Genomic DNA, 22466 nt, shown 5'->3' on the forward strand with positions numbered 1-22466 from the left:
CACGATGATACTTGGTTTAGCCCAATCATCGTGCTTTTATCATGCTATATTTTTATTCATTTACCTCATGGCTAAATTGCCATTCAACGCCAAATTTATCTGTAAGTGAGCCGTAACATTTGCTCCAAAATGTTTCTTGAAGCTCCATTCTCACGTTACCACCTTCTTTAAGCTTATCAAATGCTTGACGCATTTGCTCTTCATCATCGGATACAACAGCTAATGTGACATTGTTCCCTGTGGAAAATGGCATGCCTGGAAATGTATCTGAGAACATAATTCTACTACCGAATACTATAAGTCGTGTATGCATGACAAGATCTTTTGCTTCTTCTGGTAATGGGTAGTCTGGATTTTGTGGTGTCTCTCCAAACGTCATAATTTCAGCCTTGTCCGTATTAAAAACGTCTTCATAAAACGCAACTGCCTCTCGACAATTTCCATTAAAATTTAAATAAACCTCTACTGCCATTTTCAACACTCCTTTGTCATTTTTTGAAACAATTCTATTGTACATGGATTACAAATGATAACACAAATTATAACTAGAATATTTCATCTTCAAAGTAAGTTTGTTTGCTTTCTGTTTAAATTTTTTATTTATTTTCACAAATGCTTTGACATTTACTCAAAAATCATGTAAATTACCAAATGGCGAACAATTTAAATTAAATCTTAAAAAATATTCGTATTTTAGGAGTGTATATAATGGATAACGTATTTGACTATGAAGATATTCAACTAATTCCCGCAAAATGTATTGTAGAAAGTCGTTCAGAATGTGATACTTCTGTTACTTTAGGTGGACACACTTTTAAACTTCCAGTAGTACCTGCAAATATGCAAACAATTATCGATGAAAATCTAGCGAAGAAACTTGCTGAAAACGGTTACTTTTACATCATGCACCGTTTCCAACCAGAAACTCGTCGTAACTTTATTCTAGAAATGCAAGGAAATGGCTTAATTGCTTCTATTAGCGTTGGTGTAAAAGATGAAGAATATTCATTTATCGAAGAATTAGCAGCTGCTAATTTGGTACCTGATTTTATTACAATTGATATTGCACATGGGCATTCAAATGCTGTTATTCGTATGATTCAGCATATTAAAAAGCATTTACCAAACAGCTTTGTCATCGCAGGTAACGTAGGGACACCTGAAGCGGTACGTGAGCTTGAAAATGCTGGTGCAGATGCAACTAAAGTTGGGATTGGACCAGGTAAAGTATGTATTACTAAAATCAAAACAGGATTTGGTACTGGAGGATGGCAACTAGCTGCACTACGTTGGTGTGCAAAGGCTGCTACAAAACCAATTATTGCTGATGGTGGTATTCGTACACATGGAGATATCGCTAAATCAGTACGTTTTGGTGCTTCAATGGTAATGATCGGTTCATTATTTGCTGGTCATGAAGAATCACCTGGTGAAACAATCGAAATCGAAGGTAGAACAGTGAAAGAATACTTCGGCTCTGCCTCTGAATTCCAAAAAGGCGAACGTAAAAACGTCGAAGGTAAGAAAATGTACGTTGAACATAAAGGTAGCATTAAAGATACATTAATCGAGATGCAACAAGATTTACAGTCATCTATTTCTTATGCTGGTGGCACAAAGCTAGAGGCTATTCGCAATGTTGATTATGTAATCGTGAAAAACTCTATTTTCAACGGAGACAAAGTATACTAATCGGTGTAAACCCACTAAATCAAGATTCAATATCACCCCAATTAAGAGCTGACTGTTACTGTTTACTCTTGATTGGGGCGATTTTTTTAGGAACTATTTCTCTTACTTATTCAAAAAATGCTCTAAAATACGGTATTTATTTTCAGAATTTTCTATTTTATTAAAAAACTATATATTATAATAGAACTATATTGAAGTAATGAAGGAACGGGGGTTGTATCCAATGAAATCAGTACGTAATAAACTTGTTAGTCTTGCCATTATAGTTATTCTACTATCAACAGGACTAGTTGGGGCAGTCAATTATATTGTGGTGAAAGGAGAACTCGATCAGGTAGGTCGAGATAGTCTTAAAAATGGCACACTTGGCATACTTGAACTAATTGCACAGTTAGATACTCAAGTTCAAAATGGAAAATTAACGCTAGAAGAGGCTCAGGAAAGCGCAAGAACTCAGATTGTTGGCAAAAAAATTGAAGATAATAAACGATCCATCGATAACCCTGTCAAATATGGAGATAATTTTTATTTCTATGCTTTCCAAGATAGCGGTATGGTTGAAACCCATCCATCTCTTGAAGGAAAAAATATTTCAGACTTACAAACAGAGGATGGGCGCTATTTTGTACGAGAAATGATTGAAGCAGCAAATGCTGGAGGAGGATATGTACGTTATGATTGGGCCCTTCCCTCAAATCCTGATATCGTTGCGCCTAAGATTACTTATGTAGAAAAGGACAAGCATTGGGGCTGGATTATAGCAGCTGGTACATACGAAATGGACTTTAATGCAGGTACGAATAATGTTTTATATTACACATTAGGCATGACCATCCTTGCAACGATTATTGGTGTATCACTCTTCTGGTTCTTCTCTGGACGAATGACAACCTATATACGGAAAATTATGGTCATTACATCTGATATTGCTAAAGGCAAGCTAACTGGTGATGACATACCTGTTACTACAGAAGATGAACTAGGTATACTAGCTAGTAATGTGAATAATATGAAACATAGCTTACATGAAATGGTCAACAATACAAAGGATAGTGCATCCCAAATGCGAGTTTCTTCAGAGATGCTGAGTGCCATTACTGAGGAGACGACTGCTTCTGCTGATGAAATTCATCAAGCCATCAATGATATATCTAAGGGTGCTGTAGTACAAGCTGAGGAAGCAGAAATGGCCATTAATAAAGTTGAAACACTGTCCTCACTTATCTCAAATGCTACAAATAAATATAGTGAGATTACAGAAAATATGAATATTATTAATCAATCTCAAGAAAATGGTAGAGAAAAAGTAGATGTATTACTGCAAAATTCAAGTGCGTTTACGCAAGTAATTGAGGAACTACGAACAAATTTCTCAAGCTTAACGAGCCAAATGAAAGAAATTCATCAAGTCGTTCAAACGATTACATCCATTTCCGAACAAACAAATCTATTAGCACTAAATGCAAGTATTGAAGCAGCTCGTGCAGGTGAACATGGTAAAGGGTTTGCTGTCGTAGCTGAGGAAGTACGCCATTTATCAGAGGATACGAATGAAGCCACTAATCGTGTTAGAAATCTATTACAGCGTATTGAGGTGGATACCGCTAATTCAGATGCAAAAATGATACACACGCTTCAACTTTCGCAAAATCAGGCAATGTCGATTTCGGAAGTAAAGGGTGCCTTTACTTCCCTAGCAGACTCCATTCATGACATTACAAAGCACCTTGTTTCTCTAGACAAAGGAATGAATGACATGGCGGAAAATCGAATAGTCGTGATGAACGCTATCAATGAAATTGCAAGTGTCGCTACACAATCTGCCGCAGCTACCGAACAAATTAACGCCTCTATTGACGAACAAAAGTCAGCAGTGACATCTATCATGCACTCCTCTATGGAGCTTCATACAGAGGCAGAGCGTATGCACGACTTAGTAGAACGCTTTACGTGACAAATACCATATAAAAAAGAATGCTACGCATACCCGTAGCATTCTTCTTAACATTATAGTTTGTTAATTACTGCGTGGATTGTTTCCTTAAGCTCTGCATCATGATCAGCAAGATCTACAAGATTTCCTAGACGTTCACGTAATACAGGGCGCTCAATTACTAATTTTTCATCAAGTACTTGTACCAGTAGCTCAATAATAAGACGATCACGAACATTCAACGCTTCTTCTAAACGTTCTGGTGTAATTTTCGCATCATTTTTTGCAGATTTTGCCATTTCAAAAACCCCTTTTATATTTTATATTCATGCACATCTATTTTAGCATACCACTAAATTATTTTGAAAACTTTCTTTCAGAAAAATATACCAAAACTTTACAAAATCAATAGAAAAGATTTACGGCAAATTGTTATATTTATATCATAATACACTACTATACGACCATATGATGATGTATTTACAAGAATTGATTGGAGGAATTGGGTGAATCAAAAAAATACGACTTATTTACAGCTCATTAAAGCTGTTCCGAAATCTCTACAGCTATTTCTCAATGTTTGCCTTGTACTATTAGCTCTAATCCTTTCTTTTTTGCTTATTAAGGAGCTAATTGAATTTCTTAAAATATTACTATTCGCTAAGGAAGATGGTGATTATAAATTATTCCTTGCCAATATACTTATTTTCTTTTTATATTTCGAATTCATCACAATGATAATTAAATATTTTAAGGAGGATTACCATTTTCCACTCCGTTACTTTATCTATATTGGTATAACAGCCATGATACGATTAATTATTGTGGAGCATGACCATCCTCTAAATACGTTAATTTATTCATTAATTATCCTAATACTAATCATAAGCTACTTTATTATTAATATCACGCCACTTGAAAGGCCAACACGTTCTTCCATTCTCATTAAAAAAGAGTAAAAGCCCTCAAGCCCATTCTAAAATGCCGATATACATGTGGGCTTTTCAAACACATAGAAAAATTGCTGTAAAGCCTGTAAATACTGAATATCGCTAATCTGTATTCGACTAAGCATAAATAGCTCTTGGACCGTTACTACGCCCATTAATAGTGATGAAAGCTCAGCCACATCTATCGTTACTTCAACATCATAGCTATCACTTTCTTTCATTTTAATTGTACCGTTAACAGCCTCAACAATAAGTTGCTGATTATTTTTTGCCAGTAACGAATCCATAACATTCAATTTAAATGTCAAAGTGACACCGTTAAAATTGCGTGTTATTAGCTCATCAAAAAAGCCCTTCACATTAATAATACGGTACATTAGTCCAACTCCTGACACGGCATTTGCATGGTAGACACTTGGTATTAAATGATTTGTGCCATTTCTTACATCCCCTAAAAAGAAATGGACATTTTCTTCTTGTGTATTCCATTCGATTCGGTTTACTTGGTCTGCCTGACTGTTTAAAAATGTACTAAGCTCTAGCAAAGCCTCAGGAGTTTCATAGATCCACTCTTTAATCACCAAATTATTTAGCATAAAATTACTCTCGCTTTGTTTATTAAAAGAAAAGGCAATATAGCCCTGTACTGTACCTTCCTGTTCCATTGCAATCACATAGTGATCTGGATTATTAAAAATAAAGGATAGTTCTGATTGTGTTTTAAGAAACATTCCGTGTTTTTTAGCTACTACCCTGTTGTAGCATTCTACTAACTGTTGTTGATCTTCCACTGTCAAATATTTAAGGTGCTTTTTGGTTGGTCCTTTAGGGAAGCTTGAAGGCTCTACCAAGTATTGATAGATTTTCGGTCCATAACCAAAACCCATTTTCTTATAAAAATCTGGTCTAAACGGATACAAAGCCACAAAGTGAATATTTTTATCTAAAAAAATGTTAAAGAAATGTTGGATTAATTCTTTTGCAACCTTCTCTTTTTTATGTAATAAATCAACGGCAACAAGTCCTACCCCACCAACTGGTAGCATTTTAGAGAACAGATTCATTTGAAAGTCATGTAGTCGCATACCACCAACGAGTTTGTCATTTTCCCAAAGTCCATAATAATGAAGAGATTCATCATTGTGCTGATTTTGCATAAATTGCTTTTTCAGCTGTTCTTTTGTTGTATGTGCCCCATTCAATCTTCCTGGATACGCTCCTACAACGATATTCACAAAGGCTACAAAATCTTGCTCTTTTAATAATTTCTCTACAACCCTCATCATGTCCCCTCCATTTTCAAATTGTTGCATGTTGTTCACGAATTTTTCACATTAATTTTTATACCCCATAATAACATATATTACCACGACCAAATAATGAGTACTGAAAATGATTAAAGGAGGAAAATGTATGACTTTAATTGATTCGTATATTCACGAAGTGTCTAAAAGACTACATAAAAATAAACGTGAGAAAATCAAGGTTGAACTAAAGGCTACGATTGAGGATATGTTGCCAGATCACTATTCAGAAACCGAGGTGAAGGAAGTACTCAGGAAACTTGGAAGCCCTGTAGAAGTTGCTGCAAGCTATCAGGATACTCCCCACTTTTTAATAGGTCCAGAGAATTTTGAGCAATATACAAGAACCATCAAGCTAATTATACCTTGGGCAGTTCTCATTACGGTTATTGTTCAAATAATAGAGAAAATTGTTCTCTATTCTGGAGAAGAAGCATTGCTCACAACCATTATTACAGCATTTGCAGGGATCGTTGTTGCCATTATTGCTGTTTTATTTCACATTTTATTTTGGGTTACGGTTATTTTTATCATCAAGGACCGTTCTGGGGCTGAAAAGATTTCGATCCCTTTTTTGAAAGATACCAAGCCATGGTCACCTGATGATTTAGTACAGATTAAAAGGATTCCCAAAGATAAAATCATTCCTGTAAGTGACACGATCTTTAGCCTTTTAGGAATACTTATTTTTTCTTTTGTTTATTGGAATGCCTATCGTCTTTTAGGTATTTATACAACAAATGACAACGGCAGCTTGAAATTTGTTATGCCTATCTTTAATCAAACTATTTTACAATCGTTTGTTCCCATGGTCTTACTATGTATTATTCTAAGTCTCACTTTAACCTTATTAAAATGGCGTGCAGGACAGTGGACAATGCTTATTGCTATCACTAATGCCATACTTCAAAGTGTTGGAACGATTGTGTTTATTTTAATAGCGATACACCCAGATTTTATTCATAGCGCCTCGATCCCTTATATTGCGGCTATTACAGAAACAACCTCAGCTAAAGTTGCCTTCACTATTGATAAAATCCTACTTGTCAGTATGATTATTGCTGTTTTAGCAAATGCATTTGATATCTATCAAGGGTTTAAAAAAGCAAAAATATAAATTCCTTCTAATTCATGTATTTAGTAAATCACACATTCAAATCGCCAAAATACCTTTATTCTTTGATGTTTTGTATAATGATAAAGTTGAAAGTATTTTATATACATGAAAAATAATCTGCACAATTCAATCAGAGTAAGGGGAAAGTACTATGACCATTCTTCTAGTTGATGACAATCAAGTCAATTTATTTGTCATTGAGAAAATACTAAAAAATGCAGGTTATGAAAACTGTGTTTCTCTTTCATCTGCTTATGAGCTATTTGATTATTTACAATTAGATGCACCCAATGCGACAGGAAATTCAGTAGATTTAATTTTGTTAGATATTATGATGCCGGAAGTAGATGGTATTGAGGCCTGCAAACGTATTAAGCAAAATGAGAGATTGAAAGATATTCAAATCATTTTTGTTACAGCACTCGAGGATAAAAACAAACTGGCAGAAGCCCTCGACATTGGTGGCGTAGATTATATTACTAAACCAATTAATAAAACAGAGTTGCTTGCCAGAATGCGTGTTGCCTTACGTTTAAAGGCGGAATTAGACTGGCACACACAGCATGAAAAGAAAATACAATATGAACTTGATTTAGCTACCCATGTACAAAGGAGTCTTCTTAGCCCACCGTTAAATGAGAAGGACATCCGTATTGAAGTTTCATATTTACCATCCTCTAATTTAGCAGGGGATATGTATTACTGGTACAAAATAGACGATCATCGTTATGCCATAATATTATTGGATATGATGGGTCATGGTATATCTGCAGCGCTGGTCTGTATGTTTATCTCCTCTGTTCTAAGAGAGGCGGTTAAGCAATTGGTCGAGCCTGAACTTGTCATTCAAGAACTGAACCGTTATATGACCCTATTGCAAGATGGGAAAGAGAATAATCTTTATTACTTTACAGCGATTTATTTAATCATTGACACAGAGCAAAAAACAGTCGAGTACATAAATGCTGGCCATCCTCCTGGATATGCACTAATCGATGAAAAAACATGTATTCCATTAGATCAGGGTAGCTGTGCAGTCGGCTTCTTTGATGAAATTAAAGTGAAAAAGCAATGTATTCAATATGAGCATGATATTCAAATTGTGTTATTTACTGACGGTGTATTAGAGGCAATGGGTCCTTGTGAACTAGAATCAGAAAAGCATTTGCAAACGCTAACATCCTCTAAGTGGGATTATTCGCAATGCCTAATCGATAACCTATTGCCTAAGGATAAACAAGAAAATCAGCCTGATGATATGTGTGTTTTAATGATTCAAGCTAGTTCTAATACTATATAAAAAAGCAGAGGCTATCGGTTAAAGATAGCCTCTTACTCGTTAATATATTTTCTGGTAAATTCTTTCGTTACCAGCAATTTCCCTATATTTTGAAATAACCTCTTCAAATCGTAATGTTTCTTTATCCCCTAAGCATAAAAAACCTTCGTCACTTAAACTTTCATAAAATAATTGATGTACTTGGCTCTGCAACTTAGGCGAAAAATAAATAAGGACATTTCTACATAGGACAACATGAAATTCATTAAATGAATGATCTGTTACTAAATTATGTTGAGCAAAAATAATATTTTTCAATAATGTTGGATGGAAGTAAGCATATTGATAATCTGTTTGATAGTATTCTGAAAATGCATGGGCACCTCCAGCAAGCATATAGTTTTTTGTATATGCCTGCATCTTATGAATTGGAAAGGCTCCCTTCTTAGCTTTTTCTAATACTTGCTCGTTCATATCCGTTGCATAAATAACAGACCTCTCTATAAGCCCCTCTTCCTGAAGCAAGATGGCCATAGAATATACTTCTTCACCTGTGGCACACCCTGCATGCCAAATACGGATTTCCGGATATTCTCGTAAAACCGGGATGACTGTTTCACGAAAAGCCTTAAAAAAGCTAGGGTTACGGAACATCTCCGTTACATTTATCGAAAAATCATTCAATATCTGCTCTAAAAATTCTTTATCATGTATGACCTTTTCTTGTACACGTGAAATCGTTGGGATGTTATTTATTCCCATCCTATTGTAGATTCTACGCGAAATGGAAGAACGATTGTATTGGCGAAAATCATAGCCTGATAAACGATAAATAGCCTCAAGTAACAAATCTATTTCTAAATTTGTTTGCTTATTTAATTGTATATTTTGCTCCAAAGGCTGAAATTGTTCCATGTCATTAACTCCCCTTAGAAACCAACCATACTCTTAAAACGGATATTAATTGATCTAAATTCAATGGCTTACTAATATAATCAGATGCACCTGCCTGCAGTGATTTATCACGATCATTTTTCATCGCTTTAGCAGTCAATGCAATGATTGGCAAATCGATACGTTTCATTTGCTGACGAATAATAGTCATCGCTTCATAGCCATCCATATTAGGCATCATTATATCCATTAGAACAAGATCGATATCTGGATTAGCCTGCAAGACCTCTAAACATTCTAGCCCATCTTTGGCAACTAGAATGTGCATGCCTCTTTTTTCTAATGCCGTTTTCAACGCATAAATATTACGGTTATCATCATCAACTATTAAAATATTTTTCCCTTGAAACACCTCAACCTCATGTTGAAGGGCTTCTTCCATTGCTAATGGCTGCTCTTTTATTTGTTCCTCTTCCACCGTCGTAACAGCCACTTCGTTCATGGCAAGCTTTTGGCAATGCTCCTCTTCAATTCCATTTGGTAGGCTTGGAAGCGTTAACGTAAAGCTACTACCTTGTCCTTCAGTACTTTGTAATGTAATCCAGCCACCAAGTAATTTTGCAAATTCCTTACAAATAGAAAGGCCAAGACCTGTTCCACCATATTTTCGGACCGTAGCTCCATCTGCTTGCTGGAATGATTCAAAAATCAGCTGGTGTTTGTCTTTTGGAATACCTATTCCTGTATCTGAAACAGTAATTTCTAGCCAATCCGTACTTATATCCTGCATATTGTTTGTTAGTTGTTGTGGTGCAAGCTGGTTAATATCTAATGTGACAGATCCCTGCTCAGTAAATTTAAAGGCATTCGATAATAAATTCTTTAAGATTTGCTGGAATCTCTTCTCATCCGTATAGAATACATCCACAACATGATCCGCCTTTGAAATATGGAATGCTAAGTTTTTCTTCATCGCAACTGGTGCAAAGGTATGTTCAATTTGCACAGGTACTTCGCTCATATTTACTTCATTAAAAATAATATCAAGCTTCCCTGCCTCAACTTTAGATAAATCTAATATGTCATTGATTAGAGCAAGTAAGTCCTCTCCAGAAGAATGAATAACCTTAGCAAACTCTGCTTCCTCGTCAGTTAGGTTGTGTTGGCTATTCTCTGCTAGCATCTCCGATAGGATTAGTATGCTATTTAAAGGTGTTCTTAATTCATGTGACATATTCGCTAAAAATTCGGATTTGTAATTGGAGTTAAGGATAAGCTGCTCTGCACTCTCTTCTAATTCCTTCTTCGCTTTCTCTAGCTCTCTTGATTTTGACTCTGCCTCTTTCGTGCGCTCTTCAAGCTGCTCATTAATCATTGTCAGCTCTTCCGTCTGCATTTGTAATTCCTCAGATTGTGTCTGAAGCTCTTCTGATTGAACCTGTAATTCCTCAGTCATTGCTCTCGATTCATTCAATAGACGAACAATTTCCATACGCCCTAAAACGCTATTCACTGTTAGCCCAAAGGTTTCAGTGACCTGTCTCACTAATTCTTGCTGTAACTTACTGAACTTAGCCATTGTCGCTATTTCAACAACCGCTATGACTTCATTTTCAAAAATGACAGGAATCAATAAAATATTTTGTGGTCTAATTTCACCTAATCCAGTTTTGATTAAACGATAATCTCGCGGAATATTATCGTAGAATAGTACTCTCTTTTCTAATGCACATTGACCGATTAACCCTTGTCCTATTTTGAAACTCTCCATACCAACACAATCATCCGTATCAGCAAAAGCAGCCTTTTTCACAAACTGTACTTGGTTCTCTGTTACTTCCCGAACATAAAATGCGCCAAGGGATGCTTGGGTTTTCTGTGCGACTTCTGATAGGAAGGTCTCCGCCAATTTGGTAATGGCCGAAATACCTTGATAATTTGTCACGATTTCAGCAACATTGCTTTGTAGCCATTCTCTCTTTTCGACTGACTCTAAGAGTATATTGGTTGCATTAGCAAGTTCATTCACTTCATCGTTTGTATTGACGTGGATTCTTCTCTTGAAATCACCTTTAGTAGCTGCTATTTCTTGAATTGTTTGTGTTACTTCCGTTATCGTTTTTACAATGGAACGGGATATGCCACTTGCAATGGCAATGGCTATTGTAGAAACTAAAATTAAGATCCCAAATAAAGCACTTGTTAATCTACTATTTTGCTTGTCTAACTGTCTTACCTTCGCCTGTGTATAAGCATTTTCAGTGGCGCGGAATGAATCAAATAATTTGCGCATTTTCTCCATATCCTGACGGCCATTATCTACTCTAAAAAAATCATTTAATGCTTCTACATTATTATCCTTTTTAAGTTGAATAGTTGGTTCGCCTGAAGTTGCAATCCAATGTTCAATTGTTTCCTCTATCTCCTTCAATTTGTCCTGCTGAGTTGGTTTACCTTCCATTTGTTGATAGAGCTCATTAAAATCTATTTTCCAATTTTCAGCTGCATTATCATAGGGTTCAAGATAACTTTGCTTACCTGTAATGATGAAAGCACGCTGACTCGATTCCATATCCAATATATATTTTTCAATTTCATTCGTTAAAGTTAGAACATTAGAATCATACTTAATAATAAAATTTCTTTCCTTTTGCAAAGATGTAATTTGATTATTTAATATGACAACCGTCGCAAGTAAGCAAAGAATGATTACGATATAACCTAATGTAATCTTTGAGCGTATACCCATTTTTAATCTATTTAACATTTGGTTTTCCTACCCTTACCTTTCTTTTACTTTAATATTATTACTAGTATACATCTAAAAATAACTAATTTTATTCTCTTTTAGATTCTTAATAAAGAAATTTTGCTGATTTTGTATTAATAAGTCTATGCATTTTTCATATACATTTTATATTGAACCATTTCGAATTAAGGAGAGAAAACATGTGGATATTATCGTAAGGCCAGGAAATTCACTTTGGCAATTCAGTGAGGTATTTAAAATTCCTCTTCAACTCATTTTAGATTCTAATGAAAATATAAATCCCCAATTTTTAAGAGTTGGACAACGGGTCCGTATACCTGGTTTTGTGACCAACAACTATCAAATTAAACAAGGAGACTCTTTTTGGCAGATTGCCCAGAGCCGAAACCTTCCCCTAGTCGCCCTATTGCTTGTTAATCCTGATCTCAATCCAAATCGATTACAAATCGGTCAAATGATTCGCATACCCCAACGTATCACATGGCGTTTAGTTGAAGGTAAGCAAAATTACACCTATACCCATATGATGAACGATCTCAGAAAGCTCCTTGACGCATATCCTTTTCTTCATAGCTCTAACATTGGCAACTCCGTTTTAGGGAAAGAGCTACCTGAGCTTTCAATTGGCCATGGTGAAAAACGTGTACACTATAATGGCTCCTTCCATGCGAACGAATGGATTACTACACCTATTATTCTAACATTTTTAAATGACTATTTGCTCGCCCTCACCAATCAAAGTAGTATTCGTGGAATTTCTCCATTTTCTCTTTATCAGCAAACATTCCTTTCTATCGTACCTATGGTAAATCCTGATGGAGTAGATTTAGTAATACAAGGCCCACCAAATGATGAAGCATTAAGAAATCAACTAATTGCATGGAATAATGATAGCGCTGATTTTTCTGGCTGGAAAGCAAACATTCATGGAATTGATTTAAATGACCAATTCCCTGCCAAATGGGAGCTTGAAAGTGCCCGTAATCCAAAAACCCCAGGGCCAAGAGATTATGGTGGGGAAAGACCGTTATCAGAACCTGAAGCCATTGCAATGGCTGATTTGACCAAGCAACGTGATTTTTCAAGAGTATTAGCCTTTCATACACAGGGACGCGTTATCTATTGGGGCTTTGAAAATCTAGAGCCCCCCGAATCAGAGGTTCTTGTAAATGAATTTAGTAGAGTAAGTGGCTATGAGCCCATTCAATCTGCTGGAAGCTATGCTGGTTATAAGGATTGGTTTATTCAGGATTGGCGTAGACCAGGCTTCACCGTTGAATTAGGAAGTGGTACAAATCCTTTGCCAATCAGTCAGTTCCATGACATTTACGAGGAGTCTTTAGGGATTTTCCTTGCTGCATTGTATATGTAAAAAGAATAGTCGAACTCCATTCGCTAAGAAATTGTCCTTATGGGCTTTTTAGCGAATGGAGTTTTTTTATAGGAAGGTCTCATCATCATTGTAAAAAAAGGGGAATAAATTACTTTGACAGGTAGAGTAATGTTTGCTATTATTACTCTGACAGATAGAGCAATAAAATAAAGTAGGTGACTTATGGTTCGCAGTGATATTATCCGAGGACATTTGGATTCGATTATTTTACGGTTAATTTCAGAAAAAGATCGTTATGGCTACGAAATTTCTCAGGAAATAAGTCTCCGTACAAACAATCGGTTTCAAATAAAGGAAGCAACTTTGTATGCTGTTTTTCAACGTCTCGAAAAAAAGGAAATTATTGAAGCCTATTATGGAGATGTCTCACATGGAGGCAAAAGAAAGTATTACCGTATTACCTCATTAGGTAAGGCCTATTTAAATGAGCTAGTGAAAGAATGGTCGGAAGTAAAGGAAATAATCGATTTATTTATGGAGGGCTTAGAATGAAAAGAATAAAAAACCATATTGATGAGCTTTTTAAAGACATTCCTCGAAATAACGAAACGGAAATGGTTAAACAAGAAATCATTGAAAATCTTGAAGAAAAGGTATTTTACTTGATGGACCAAGGTAAAGAACAAGAGGATGCCATTAATAAAGCCATCGTAGAATTTGGGGATATTGAAGACTTAAAGCACGAATTGGGTGTTAAAGAGCCAGCAAAGAAAAACATGGCCAAATTAAACTTAGAGTTCTCGATTTGGGGTAGTGCCTTAATCATTGCATTTTTTATTTTTATTAATCTTTATTACACACCACACACTATTTGGGCGATCTATCCGATTTTCGCAATACTTTGGTGGCCTTTATCAATGTACTTTGTGTGGTCCCGTAAGAAATGGGGTGAATGAACATGAGGAACTTTATTAACTTTTCTATAGCAGGGAGCTTGATGACAATGGTTTTTTTAGGAATTGTTAATTATACGACATCTCCTCAAACAATGTGGTTTGTATATCCATGCTTATTGCTACTACTTTGGCCCATTACTTTATTCTTTATGGCTAAAAAATTGTATAAACAATACTCCATTGTTTGTAGTGCCTTGATTATTGCGTTTCTAATAATTGAAAATTATATTTACGCACCCAATCATTTATGGTTTGTCTACGCTATTTATCCAATTATCTGGTGGCCCATCCTTATGTATTTAGATGAAAAGGCTAAAACATTAAAAACAGCACTAATTGGGTGTGCTTCTACAATCATCTATTACACTATACTGAATATAATTGTATCTCCTCAATACCCTTGGGCAATCTATCCTACCTTTTTAGTGATATGGTGGCCTCTAGCTTTATATCACGCGCAACGAAAAACCTTTGTAGCATTCTCCGTTACAGCTACGATACTAATTAGTATCTTTTTCATTACCGTAAATGTTGTTTCTTCACCAAGCGTTATATGGGCGATCTACCCTATTTTTATTACACTATGGTGGCCTCTAAGTATGTATTTTTATGTGTATAAAAGAAGAATGTATCATGCTTCCTTTGCGAAACGCTTGTAAGAAGGTTTAGTATGTAAAACAATAAAAAATTCATTCAATAAAATAATTCTACACTTGGTACCATTCATTTAATTGCTATATAATTTAATTATTAAATATTTTAGCGGACGTGATTATATGGCAGAAAACCTAGACAATGTAGAAATTATTATGAAAGAAATGCTAGAAATACAGCAGAAGTCGAAAATGTTTGTAGATCTTTTATCTGAAGGAGAAGCGTTATCACAAAACCAATTAATATTGCTTCTTCAGCTAAAAATAAATAATGGGATGAAGGCAACAGAAATTGCTGAATTCTTTAGTGTAACACCCGGAGCTGTAACTTCCATGTGCGATAAACTGGAAAAACTAGGACTCATACAACGAATTAGAGAAAATAATGATCGACGTGTGGTCAAAATGGCTTTAACCAATACTGGTGACATGAAGGTCCAAGAAATCTTTTTAAAGTTTTCTCAGGATAAACTCATAGACATGGCTAACATCTTACGCGAAGTAAATCAATTAATGAATAAAATTTTTTAGGATTTCAATTTGCTGAAATCCTTTTTTTATTGCTCATTTTTAGGCAATGTTTGTTCTTGACAAATAGAAGTCACATATAATTTAATTAATATATATTTTAATAATTAAAATATATATTAATTAAATTATAATGAGGTGACTTTTATGTTTCAAAAACACCGAACCCTTACACTAACAAATGGCACGATTAAACATTTGGATGCTGATTATGAACAATTAAACATTCGAGGAGTTGTATCGTTACATCAAGAATTACACTTAAAAAAAGTATCCACTCATGGTCATAGCTCCTTCTATTATCCAGTTACAGCACAGATATTTAATAGCTCTGGCTCGTGTAAGTTAAAGGATGATTGCCAGATCGGAGAACTTACAAATGCCGGGAATATTAAAATACGTAATGGTTTTATCCAAAAAATCAATAGTTCTGGAAAGCTAGTGGTTGAGGAGAAATTACAGAGCGAGCAATTTGATGCCATTGGGATAGTCAAGGCTGTGGAAATAACCGCTCATCACTTTCATTTGAAGTTATCGGGAGAGAGCAAAATTGACAGGTTAAGGGCTGAAAATGTGGTAATAGAAAAGGATAGAATAACCCTTCTTCCGTTATTTAAGAAAATATTACGTTGTCACACTGTAAGTGGAAAACACCTACAATTATCTAATACAAATGCAGAGTTTGTGGAAGGTGAAGTTGTCCATGTTGGGGAAAATAGTGTGATCAGGTCACTTTACTATACGGATAATTATTCGATAGCTGCCAGTTCAAAGGTGCATCATATTATACGGAGGGAAAAAGAATGATACTTCTAAAAATGCTAAAGACCTTTTTTTGCTCATTAGCTTTAGTGGTATTATCTGTACTTTACGTTGGATTACTTTTAAGCGCTGGCTTATCCATACTCGCTGGCTTTTTACGAACATTTGGAGTCGATCAAATTAAAATGGGTATTTGGTATGGCGTAGACCTTCCTGTTATGTTTAGCATCCCCTTTGCCCTGTTAGTAGCACTACTGTTGTTCTTTTGTGCCACATATATTAAACGTTCTATTGTTTTTTGTTTGTCAATTATTCGTAAATAGAGCAATAAAAAGTAAGCATATTTTCTGGATAGAATATGCTTACTCTCATCGACTTTTAAATTGAATAGCAGGAAGCTCATTTAATAAGTTGATTCATCATTTTATCAGTAGCTTACTAAAGCTCTCCTTCAAGAAAACGGATAAGGTATATTTCAGGTCTAGCAATAAATTCTTTAAAACTACATAAATTAGCATACTCCTCATGCTCCACATCATAGCACCCTATTTGGCCCTCTCCTTTTGGGTTCCAGGCTATATGCAAATCAGAGTAATTGTCGATATTTGCAGAAAGAAGGAGGAGCTTTCTATGACCTAGCTTCATCTCAATTGTATCGGTTAGTTGGAAAAAATCGATATAGTGAATGTCATAATCATTTGGTGCAAGCTCTAGATGCAATCGATCTCCTGTCAGAAAATTAACCAATTCCTCTGATAACTTGTATTTTTTCAATCTCTCTTTTTTGTTTTCAATAGTATGAAGCTCTATAGGTTCTAGAGCCTTTAAATAATTTGCTAGTTCCCTATTTTTCATACGTACTGCAATTGTATAAGCTCTCTCACCATCTTTTTCTGCTAAAGTGACGTTTGCCCCTCGTTCAATCAAATACTTCCCCATAGCTATATTACCCATTCGTGCTGCAACTGTTAATGGAGTTGCTCCATAGGGATAGACCATATCAGGCTTTTGGTAATTAATATCTACTCCGTGATCAAGTAAAAAAGTGACTGTTTTCATGTCGAAATTCGACACAGCCTGACGCAATACAGCACCTCCATGCTGCTTTATATCAAGCCCAAGTTCTTGAATAAGAGGGATATTTTTTTTATTGCCAAAGTAAGCCTGAGAATAGGCCCCAGATCCAACTTGATTATAGCCATCTAATTTCGCTCCTTGTTCAACAAGGTAACGTACTATATCCTCATTACAATATCGAACAGCTCTTAAAAACGCAGGATTTTTTTCCACATTTAAATTGACCCCATATTCAACTAATAATTTTACTACATCAAATCTTTGTGTAATCAATGCTAAATCCAACGGGCTTAATGATGTATGCTGACTTAAACATATCTTTTCTTCAATATTCCAGCCTTTATCCCTTGCAGCCTGCAAAGCATTAACATTACCAGTATAGATATACATTGCAAGCTCTGGTAGTTCTGGAAATGTTCCAATACCTTGTAGCTTAATCATCTATAGATTTACTCCCTTCTTATTTTTATACAAAGTATAGAAAACTACCATTTATATAACAATGGTACATAGAGCTATAGTGTTATAAAATACAGGGCAAGATTTATATTAAATTTGTTGGTTCTTTTATTAAAAAGAAGGCAATTGGATTTAAAATTTCCCAGGAAAGAATTTATTCAAATTAAAAAGAGCTCTCAATCAGAATAGATTGAGAGCTCTTTCTTAAACGCTTACCATGACTTATTTTTATTTTAAGCCAAGTGCTTTATCTGTTGTTGCATTTATTTCTTTTAGAAGCTCAGGGTTTTCTGCTAATGATAGACCATAAGATGGAATCATTTCTTTAATTTTTGGTTCCCACTCCTTGATATGTTGAGGGAAACATTTATTAAGAACCTCAAGCATAACATGTACAGCCGTAGATGCACCTGGTGAAGCTCCTAGTAAAGCTGCAATCGAGCCATCAGAAGCACTTACAACTTCTGTACCGAATTGAAGTGTTCCTTTACCACCAGCTTCTGTATCTTTAATTACTTGTACACGTTGACCAGCTACGATAATATCCCAATCATCACTTTTTGCATTTGGAATGAACTCACGTAACTCTTCCATACGTTGTTCTTTTGAAAGCATAAGCTGTTGAATTAAATACTTTGTTAAGCCCATCTCTTTCACGCCCGCAGCTAATAAAGTTGTGATATTATGCGGTTTAACAGAAGCAAATAAATCCATATTTGAGCCTGTTTTTAAGAACTTAGGTGAGAAACCTGCGAATGGTCCAAATAGTAGTGATTTTTTATTATCAATATAACGTGTATCAAGATGCGGTACTGACATTGGTGGAGCACCAACTTTTGCTTTTCCATACACTTTTGCATGATGTTGTTCAGCTACTTCTGGATTATTACATTGCAAGAATAGACCACTAATTGGGAATCCACCAATATGTTTCCCTTCAGGAATACCAGATTTTTGTAGTAATTCTAGGCTTCCTCCACCAGCTCCAAGGAAGACAAATTTTGCTGAATGATATTCCATTTTACAGCCGTCTAAATCGTGCACGCGTACTTCCCATGTACCATCACTAGCTTGTTTTAAACTTTCAACACTATGATTGTAGTTAACATCTACATCTTTTGCTTTTAAGTGATCAATTAACATACGTGTTAAAGCACCAAAGTTAACATCTGTACCAGTGTCAATTTTCGTTGCAGCAATGTCTTCACCTGCAGGACGATTTTCCATGATAAGTGGAATCCATTTTTTTAGAGTTTCAGGGTCATTAGAAAATTCCATTCCTTCAAATAAAGGATTTTTTGTCATCGTTTCATGACGTTTCTTTAGAAACTCAACATTTTCTTTCCCCTGTACTAAACTCATATGTGGTAAAGGCATAATGAAGTCTTGTGGATTATTGATCAGCTTATTGTTTACAAGATACGACCAAAACTGTCTTGAAACATGGAACTGTTCATTAACATTAATCGCTTTTTTGATATCGATTGATCCGTCTTTTTTCTCTGATGTGTAGTTCAGCTCACATAATGCAGCATGTCCAGTTCCCGCATTGTTTAATTCGTGAGAACTTTCTTCGCCTGCTTTTTCAAGCTTTTCAAACACTGTAATTTTCCAATCTGGTGCTAATTCTTTGAGTAATGTTCCCAAAGTTGCACTCATGATTCCGGCACCAATTAAGATAACATCTGATTTAATTTGTCTGTTACTCATTTTTACCTTCCTTATATATTAAGATTTGCAGAAAGGATGTAAGCACTCCCGCTTTAGAAGTACTGTAGCCATGGAGCAACCTCGGAGCACACCATTTCTGTATCAATTATTACCTTATTGCAGTTTATCACAATTAGTTCAAGAATAAAATATCAACTATTTATATGAGAGTTATCAGCTTTTTTCGAGCCTTTCCAATCATAATTCAAGCAAAAAAATGACTTTTTGTTCTAGATAAAATTTGAATTATTTAAGCTTATTGGAATAATCGGCCTAAAAATGGTTGACATTTTCATAAAAAATAGGTTCTTTTTATTATTATATCTGTATAATAACATACAAATATGAAGCTCGTCTTGTATTTGAACTAACTTTCCTTTCCCCAAAGATTAACTATCGATTGGGGATTTTATATGCCAGCCATCTATATGAAAACCGCCCATTTGTATGAACACATACTCCACTACTGCTTCATATAACGCCATCATCTTTTCAGCATTATCCTCTCGCATTGCTCTCATAAAAATTTCTCTAAAGTCCTCATCTGGAAATGCTGACTTACTATATTTTTGTAAGTAAATTGGATCTTCAAGATAGGCATAGATTTGATAAAAGGGTATCGTTTCTAGATTTAAAAACTGACAGTATGCCAAAAATAAATTGGCTAATGAGTTATGGTAGGTAAAGGAAAAGTCCATTCTATCATGCTCATAACAATCCTTTAAATTATCTAGTGCATCCCATAATTCATATTTTTTTAATTCTAAGACCGTTTTATTCATTGTGTTATATTTTTCTTTTAGCCATTCCCCTGCTTCAAATTTTAAATCTTTTACTATTCCAGTATAATCAAATATAATTCTACCTGTTTTAAATTGGACCATCGACATGGTTCTTCTTTTTTTAAAATCATCTTGGAAATACCCACGAATTTGACTTGGTGGATTTGCAAAGTATTCAATTAAAAAACCATCAATAACACGATTCCCTCTTTCCCTCCACCCCACATTATCCGCCAAAATAATATGGACATCGATATCAGAGCGCTTGGAAGGATTTCCAGTAATATAGCTCCCACATACGAGTGCTCCTACAACTTCCTCTTTATCTTGCCATTCTTTCAGGAATATTTCTAAGGCTATTTTCCATTTTGCCATTGATCATTCACTCCCTTTTTAATTGATTTATTTCTACAATACTATTGAAAAAACAGAAAACCTTTAATACGTTTTCTGTTTTTATCTACTTCTTATTTAATTTCTTTAACAGTTAATTTCTTTTGGCTAACTTCATAAGTTACTACTACATTTTTAATAATCGCCGTATCATCATAGGAGAGACTAGCTTCAAATTCTATTGTAGCATCACCCTTCCATCTAAGATGATCCACATAGCTATAGTTTTCATGATCTGTTCGAATCCAAGTATCCATCCCTTGCTCAGCACCATATTTAACCCTTGAAGATTCTACTAACTCTGGGCTTACCATTCGCTCTTCCACATTGATGACTTCAACAAATTCACTTTTATTAGAATTCGTAACAATAGCAATTAATTTATGATCAGGTGAAGGGATAATTTCTTTTATATACATTGATGGACTGGAGAAGCTAGAATATGCCTCTAGCACATCGTCTTTTATCCGCCAAAGAACATTTTGACTGCCGTAATCAGAATAATTATTGAATAAAGTAAAGAAGACGCTCCCATCTGCTAATTTATATACATCCTGACTTTCAAAGCTCCCTGATAAAATATCTACTGCAAAAATAGCCGCATTTGCAATTTTTTCGTTATCACTTTGTATAAATGGCTGAATAGCCTTTAACGCCTTATTTCTCAACTTTTCATCATTATAGCTCTCTACTAGTCTATTTATGGCAATATAGATATACTCCTCTTTGTCACTATCTAGAGCTTTTAGAAATTTATTTGCATCATATTGTGTAGCTGGCATTAATTCCATATCCTCTGTTGATAAATAACGAATATAAAGCTCATTATTTTGATGTTTATAGTAAGCTGCTGCTATTGTGGCAGTAGAAATTGAGCTTACGATCATCATACCTATTACCACAGCGAGCCATTTTTTAGAAAAACTTTTTTTCTTTTCTCCATAGTTGGCTGCTTCAATTAATTCTTCCTCTATTAAGCCAATTTCACGATACAACTCCTCTTTTTTCATATATATAACCCCTCGCTTTTCAAATAAAATCTTAGTTTATTACGTGTCCTAAATAAATTCGACTTTACTTTACTACTACTCATTTGAAAGTGTAAGGAAATATCTTTTATTGAATAGGAGTACCAATATCGCTGAATAAATATATTTCTAGATTGTTCATCTAAGGTATATAAAAATTGGCTAATGTATTGAGCAAGTTCACCCGCTTCATAGGATGTTTCTACCGTATGAGAAGAAGCTAGACATTCTTCCAGCTCTGTGAGAATGACCTCAAACTCATTATTTCTTTTTTGGGCTGTATTATAGCTATGCTTATCAAGTGCAATATTTCGTATGATTCTCCCTAAAAAAATAGATAGTTTTCTTGGTATTTGTGGAGGGATTGTGTTCCATGCAGCTAGGTAGGCATCATTTTCACATTCTTCAACATCCCTCAAATTTGTCAAGATTCTTCTTGCTATTACTCTACAGTATGCTCCATATTTTTTCCTTGTTTCCAAAATAGCCTGTTGTGAGCGTTGTATATAGAAAGCAACTATTTTTTCATCGTCCATTTGCATTTTCTCCTTTTATGTACTCTTACTTATAAAGTAGATAATCCAAACAATTGGTTGCATGTTGTGGCAAAAATTCTGCTAATGAAAAAACCGCACTCTTTAGGTACGGTTCTTTACATTTCAAAATAAATTAGATAAAAATGTTTGTATTGATGTAGGTAATAGCTGAAAGAATAATCCTTCATATTTAATATCCAGTATACCAGCGACGACAATAACAACGAAAATTAACAATAGAAAGATTTTCTTATTTTTAGAAATCCAATTCAATAGCTGCCACTCCTCTGACATAATAGTAAGCATGTTA

Annotated in this window: 23 protein-coding genes; 12 read left to right on the forward strand and 11 right to left on the reverse strand. The window is 34.9% G+C overall.

Annotated elements, in window-relative coordinates; all coding sequences use genetic code 11:
• Positions 1 to 52 precede the first annotated feature (52 nt).
• Positions 53 to 472, reverse strand: a complete 420-nt coding sequence (locus tag CD31_RS11865; protein WP_016992246.1) for a VOC family protein — start codon at positions 470 to 472, stop codon at positions 53 to 55.
• 236 nt (positions 473 to 708) lie between these two features.
• Between CD31_RS11865 and guaC the strand changes: the two genes are divergently transcribed.
• The gene (guaC, locus tag CD31_RS11870) at positions 709 to 1692 is read left to right on the forward strand and encodes a GMP reductase (RefSeq protein ID WP_036077839.1); all 984 of its coding nucleotides are present in this window, start codon (positions 709 to 711) and stop codon (positions 1690 to 1692) included.
• A gap of 223 nt (positions 1693 to 1915) precedes the next feature.
• Positions 1916 to 3646, forward strand: a complete 1731-nt coding sequence (locus CD31_RS11875) for a methyl-accepting chemotaxis protein (protein ID WP_036077841.1) — start codon at positions 1916 to 1918, stop codon at positions 3644 to 3646.
• Between the two features lie 53 nt (positions 3647 to 3699).
• On the opposite strand, the gene CD31_RS11880 is transcribed toward CD31_RS11875, so the two are convergent.
• The gene (locus CD31_RS11880; protein WP_036077843.1) at positions 3700 to 3924 is read right to left on the reverse strand and encodes a hypothetical protein; all 225 of its coding nucleotides are present in this window, start codon (positions 3922 to 3924) and stop codon (positions 3700 to 3702) included.
• Between the two features lie 207 nt (positions 3925 to 4131).
• Here CD31_RS11880 and psiE point away from each other — a divergent pair, with 207 nt between their 5' ends.
• Entirely contained in the window at positions 4132 to 4584 is a 453-nt protein-coding gene (gene psiE / locus CD31_RS11885; RefSeq protein WP_052125375.1) for a phosphate-starvation-inducible protein PsiE, read from the forward strand.
• A gap of 17 nt (positions 4585 to 4601) precedes the next feature.
• Here psiE and CD31_RS11890 read toward each other — a convergent pair whose 3' ends face one another.
• Entirely contained in the window at positions 4602 to 5858 is a 1257-nt protein-coding gene (locus tag CD31_RS11890; protein ID WP_036077845.1) for a GNAT family N-acetyltransferase, read from the reverse strand.
• A gap of 130 nt (positions 5859 to 5988) precedes the next feature.
• Between CD31_RS11890 and CD31_RS11895 the strand changes: the two genes are divergently transcribed.
• Positions 5989 to 6996 carry an HAAS signaling domain-containing protein gene (locus CD31_RS11895; RefSeq protein ID WP_036077847.1) on the forward strand — a complete coding sequence of 336 codons (1008 nt, stop codon included), beginning with the start codon at positions 5989 to 5991 and terminating at the stop codon, positions 6994 to 6996.
• Positions 6997 to 7147: 151 nt separating this feature from the next.
• Entirely contained in the window at positions 7148 to 8296 is a 1149-nt protein-coding gene (locus CD31_RS11900) for a SpoIIE family protein phosphatase (RefSeq protein WP_036077849.1), read from the forward strand.
• 39 nt (positions 8297 to 8335) lie between these two features.
• Here the strand turns inward: CD31_RS11900 and CD31_RS11905 are convergent, their stop codons facing one another.
• Both CD31_RS11905 and CD31_RS11910 read right to left on the reverse strand, forming a co-directional pair.
• Positions 8336 to 9190, reverse strand: a complete 855-nt coding sequence (locus tag CD31_RS11905; RefSeq protein ID WP_036077852.1) for a CheR family methyltransferase — start codon at positions 9188 to 9190, stop codon at positions 8336 to 8338.
• 4 nt (positions 9191 to 9194) lie between these two features.
• Entirely contained in the window at positions 9195 to 11936 is a 2742-nt protein-coding gene (locus CD31_RS11910; protein WP_036077855.1) for an ATP-binding protein, read from the reverse strand.
• 184 nt (positions 11937 to 12120) lie between these two features.
• Between CD31_RS11910 and CD31_RS11915 the strand changes: the two genes are divergently transcribed.
• From CD31_RS11915 to CD31_RS11945, 7 genes are all read left to right on the forward strand, one after another.
• Positions 12121 to 13311 (forward strand): M14 family metallopeptidase, encoded by a 1191-nt coding sequence (locus CD31_RS11915; RefSeq protein ID WP_036077857.1) that lies wholly within the window; start codon positions 12121 to 12123, stop codon positions 13309 to 13311.
• 183 nt (positions 13312 to 13494) lie between these two features.
• Entirely contained in the window at positions 13495 to 13824 is a 330-nt protein-coding gene (locus CD31_RS11920; protein ID WP_004233468.1) for a PadR family transcriptional regulator, read from the forward strand.
• Positions 13821 to 14228, forward strand: a complete 408-nt coding sequence (locus CD31_RS11925) for a permease prefix domain 1-containing protein (protein ID WP_036077859.1) — start codon at positions 13821 to 13823, stop codon at positions 14226 to 14228. The genes CD31_RS11920 and CD31_RS11925 overlap by 4 nt, the downstream gene beginning before the upstream one ends.
• 41 nt (positions 14229 to 14269) lie before the next feature.
• A complete protein-coding gene (locus CD31_RS11930; RefSeq protein WP_245188808.1) occupies positions 14270 to 14887 on the forward strand; it encodes a hypothetical protein in 618 nt (205 codons plus the stop codon).
• Between the two features lie 117 nt (positions 14888 to 15004).
• Complete coding sequence (locus CD31_RS11935) at positions 15005 to 15412, forward strand: MarR family winged helix-turn-helix transcriptional regulator (RefSeq protein ID WP_036077865.1); 408 nt, start codon at positions 15005 to 15007, stop codon at positions 15410 to 15412.
• A 144-nt stretch (positions 15413 to 15556) separates the two neighbouring features.
• Positions 15557 to 16216: a hypothetical protein gene (locus CD31_RS11940; protein WP_036077866.1), complete on the forward strand. Its 660-nt coding sequence runs from the start codon at positions 15557 to 15559 to the stop codon at positions 16214 to 16216.
• Entirely contained in the window at positions 16213 to 16494 is a 282-nt protein-coding gene (locus tag CD31_RS11945) for a hypothetical protein (protein ID WP_036077868.1), read from the forward strand. The genes CD31_RS11940 and CD31_RS11945 overlap by 4 nt, the downstream gene beginning before the upstream one ends.
• A 115-nt stretch (positions 16495 to 16609) precedes the next feature.
• Here the strand turns inward: CD31_RS11945 and CD31_RS11950 are convergent, their stop codons facing one another.
• The 6 genes from CD31_RS11950 to CD31_RS11975 form a co-directional block, all read right to left on the reverse strand.
• Positions 16610 to 17689: an ankyrin repeat domain-containing protein gene (locus CD31_RS11950; protein ID WP_036077870.1), complete on the reverse strand. Its 1080-nt coding sequence runs from the start codon at positions 17687 to 17689 to the stop codon at positions 16610 to 16612.
• Positions 17690 to 17935: 246 nt separating this feature from the next.
• Positions 17936 to 19417 (reverse strand): malate:quinone oxidoreductase, encoded by a 1482-nt coding sequence (locus CD31_RS11955; RefSeq protein ID WP_036077872.1) that lies wholly within the window; start codon positions 19415 to 19417, stop codon positions 17936 to 17938.
• A gap of 389 nt (positions 19418 to 19806) precedes the next feature.
• Positions 19807 to 20574, reverse strand: coding sequence for a nucleotidyltransferase domain-containing protein (locus CD31_RS11960; RefSeq protein ID WP_036077874.1), 768 nt, complete (start codon positions 20572 to 20574; stop codon positions 19807 to 19809).
• A 92-nt stretch (positions 20575 to 20666) separates the two neighbouring features.
• Positions 20667 to 21602, reverse strand: a complete 936-nt coding sequence (locus CD31_RS11965; protein WP_036077876.1) for a hypothetical protein — start codon at positions 21600 to 21602, stop codon at positions 20667 to 20669.
• Complete coding sequence (locus tag CD31_RS11970; protein WP_036077879.1) at positions 21599 to 22156, reverse strand: RNA polymerase sigma factor; 558 nt, start codon at positions 22154 to 22156, stop codon at positions 21599 to 21601. Before CD31_RS11970 ends, CD31_RS11965 begins: the two co-directional genes overlap by 4 nt.
• A 123-nt stretch (positions 22157 to 22279) precedes the next feature.
• The gene (locus CD31_RS11975; protein WP_231595739.1) at positions 22280 to 22429 is read right to left on the reverse strand and encodes a hypothetical protein; all 150 of its coding nucleotides are present in this window, start codon (positions 22427 to 22429) and stop codon (positions 22280 to 22282) included.
• Positions 22430 to 22466 lie beyond the last annotated feature (37 nt).

The organism is Lysinibacillus boronitolerans JCM 21713 = 10a = NBRC 103108 (assembly GCF_000772935.1).
GTDB lineage: Bacteria > Bacillota > Bacilli > Bacillales_A > Planococcaceae > Lysinibacillus > Lysinibacillus boronitolerans.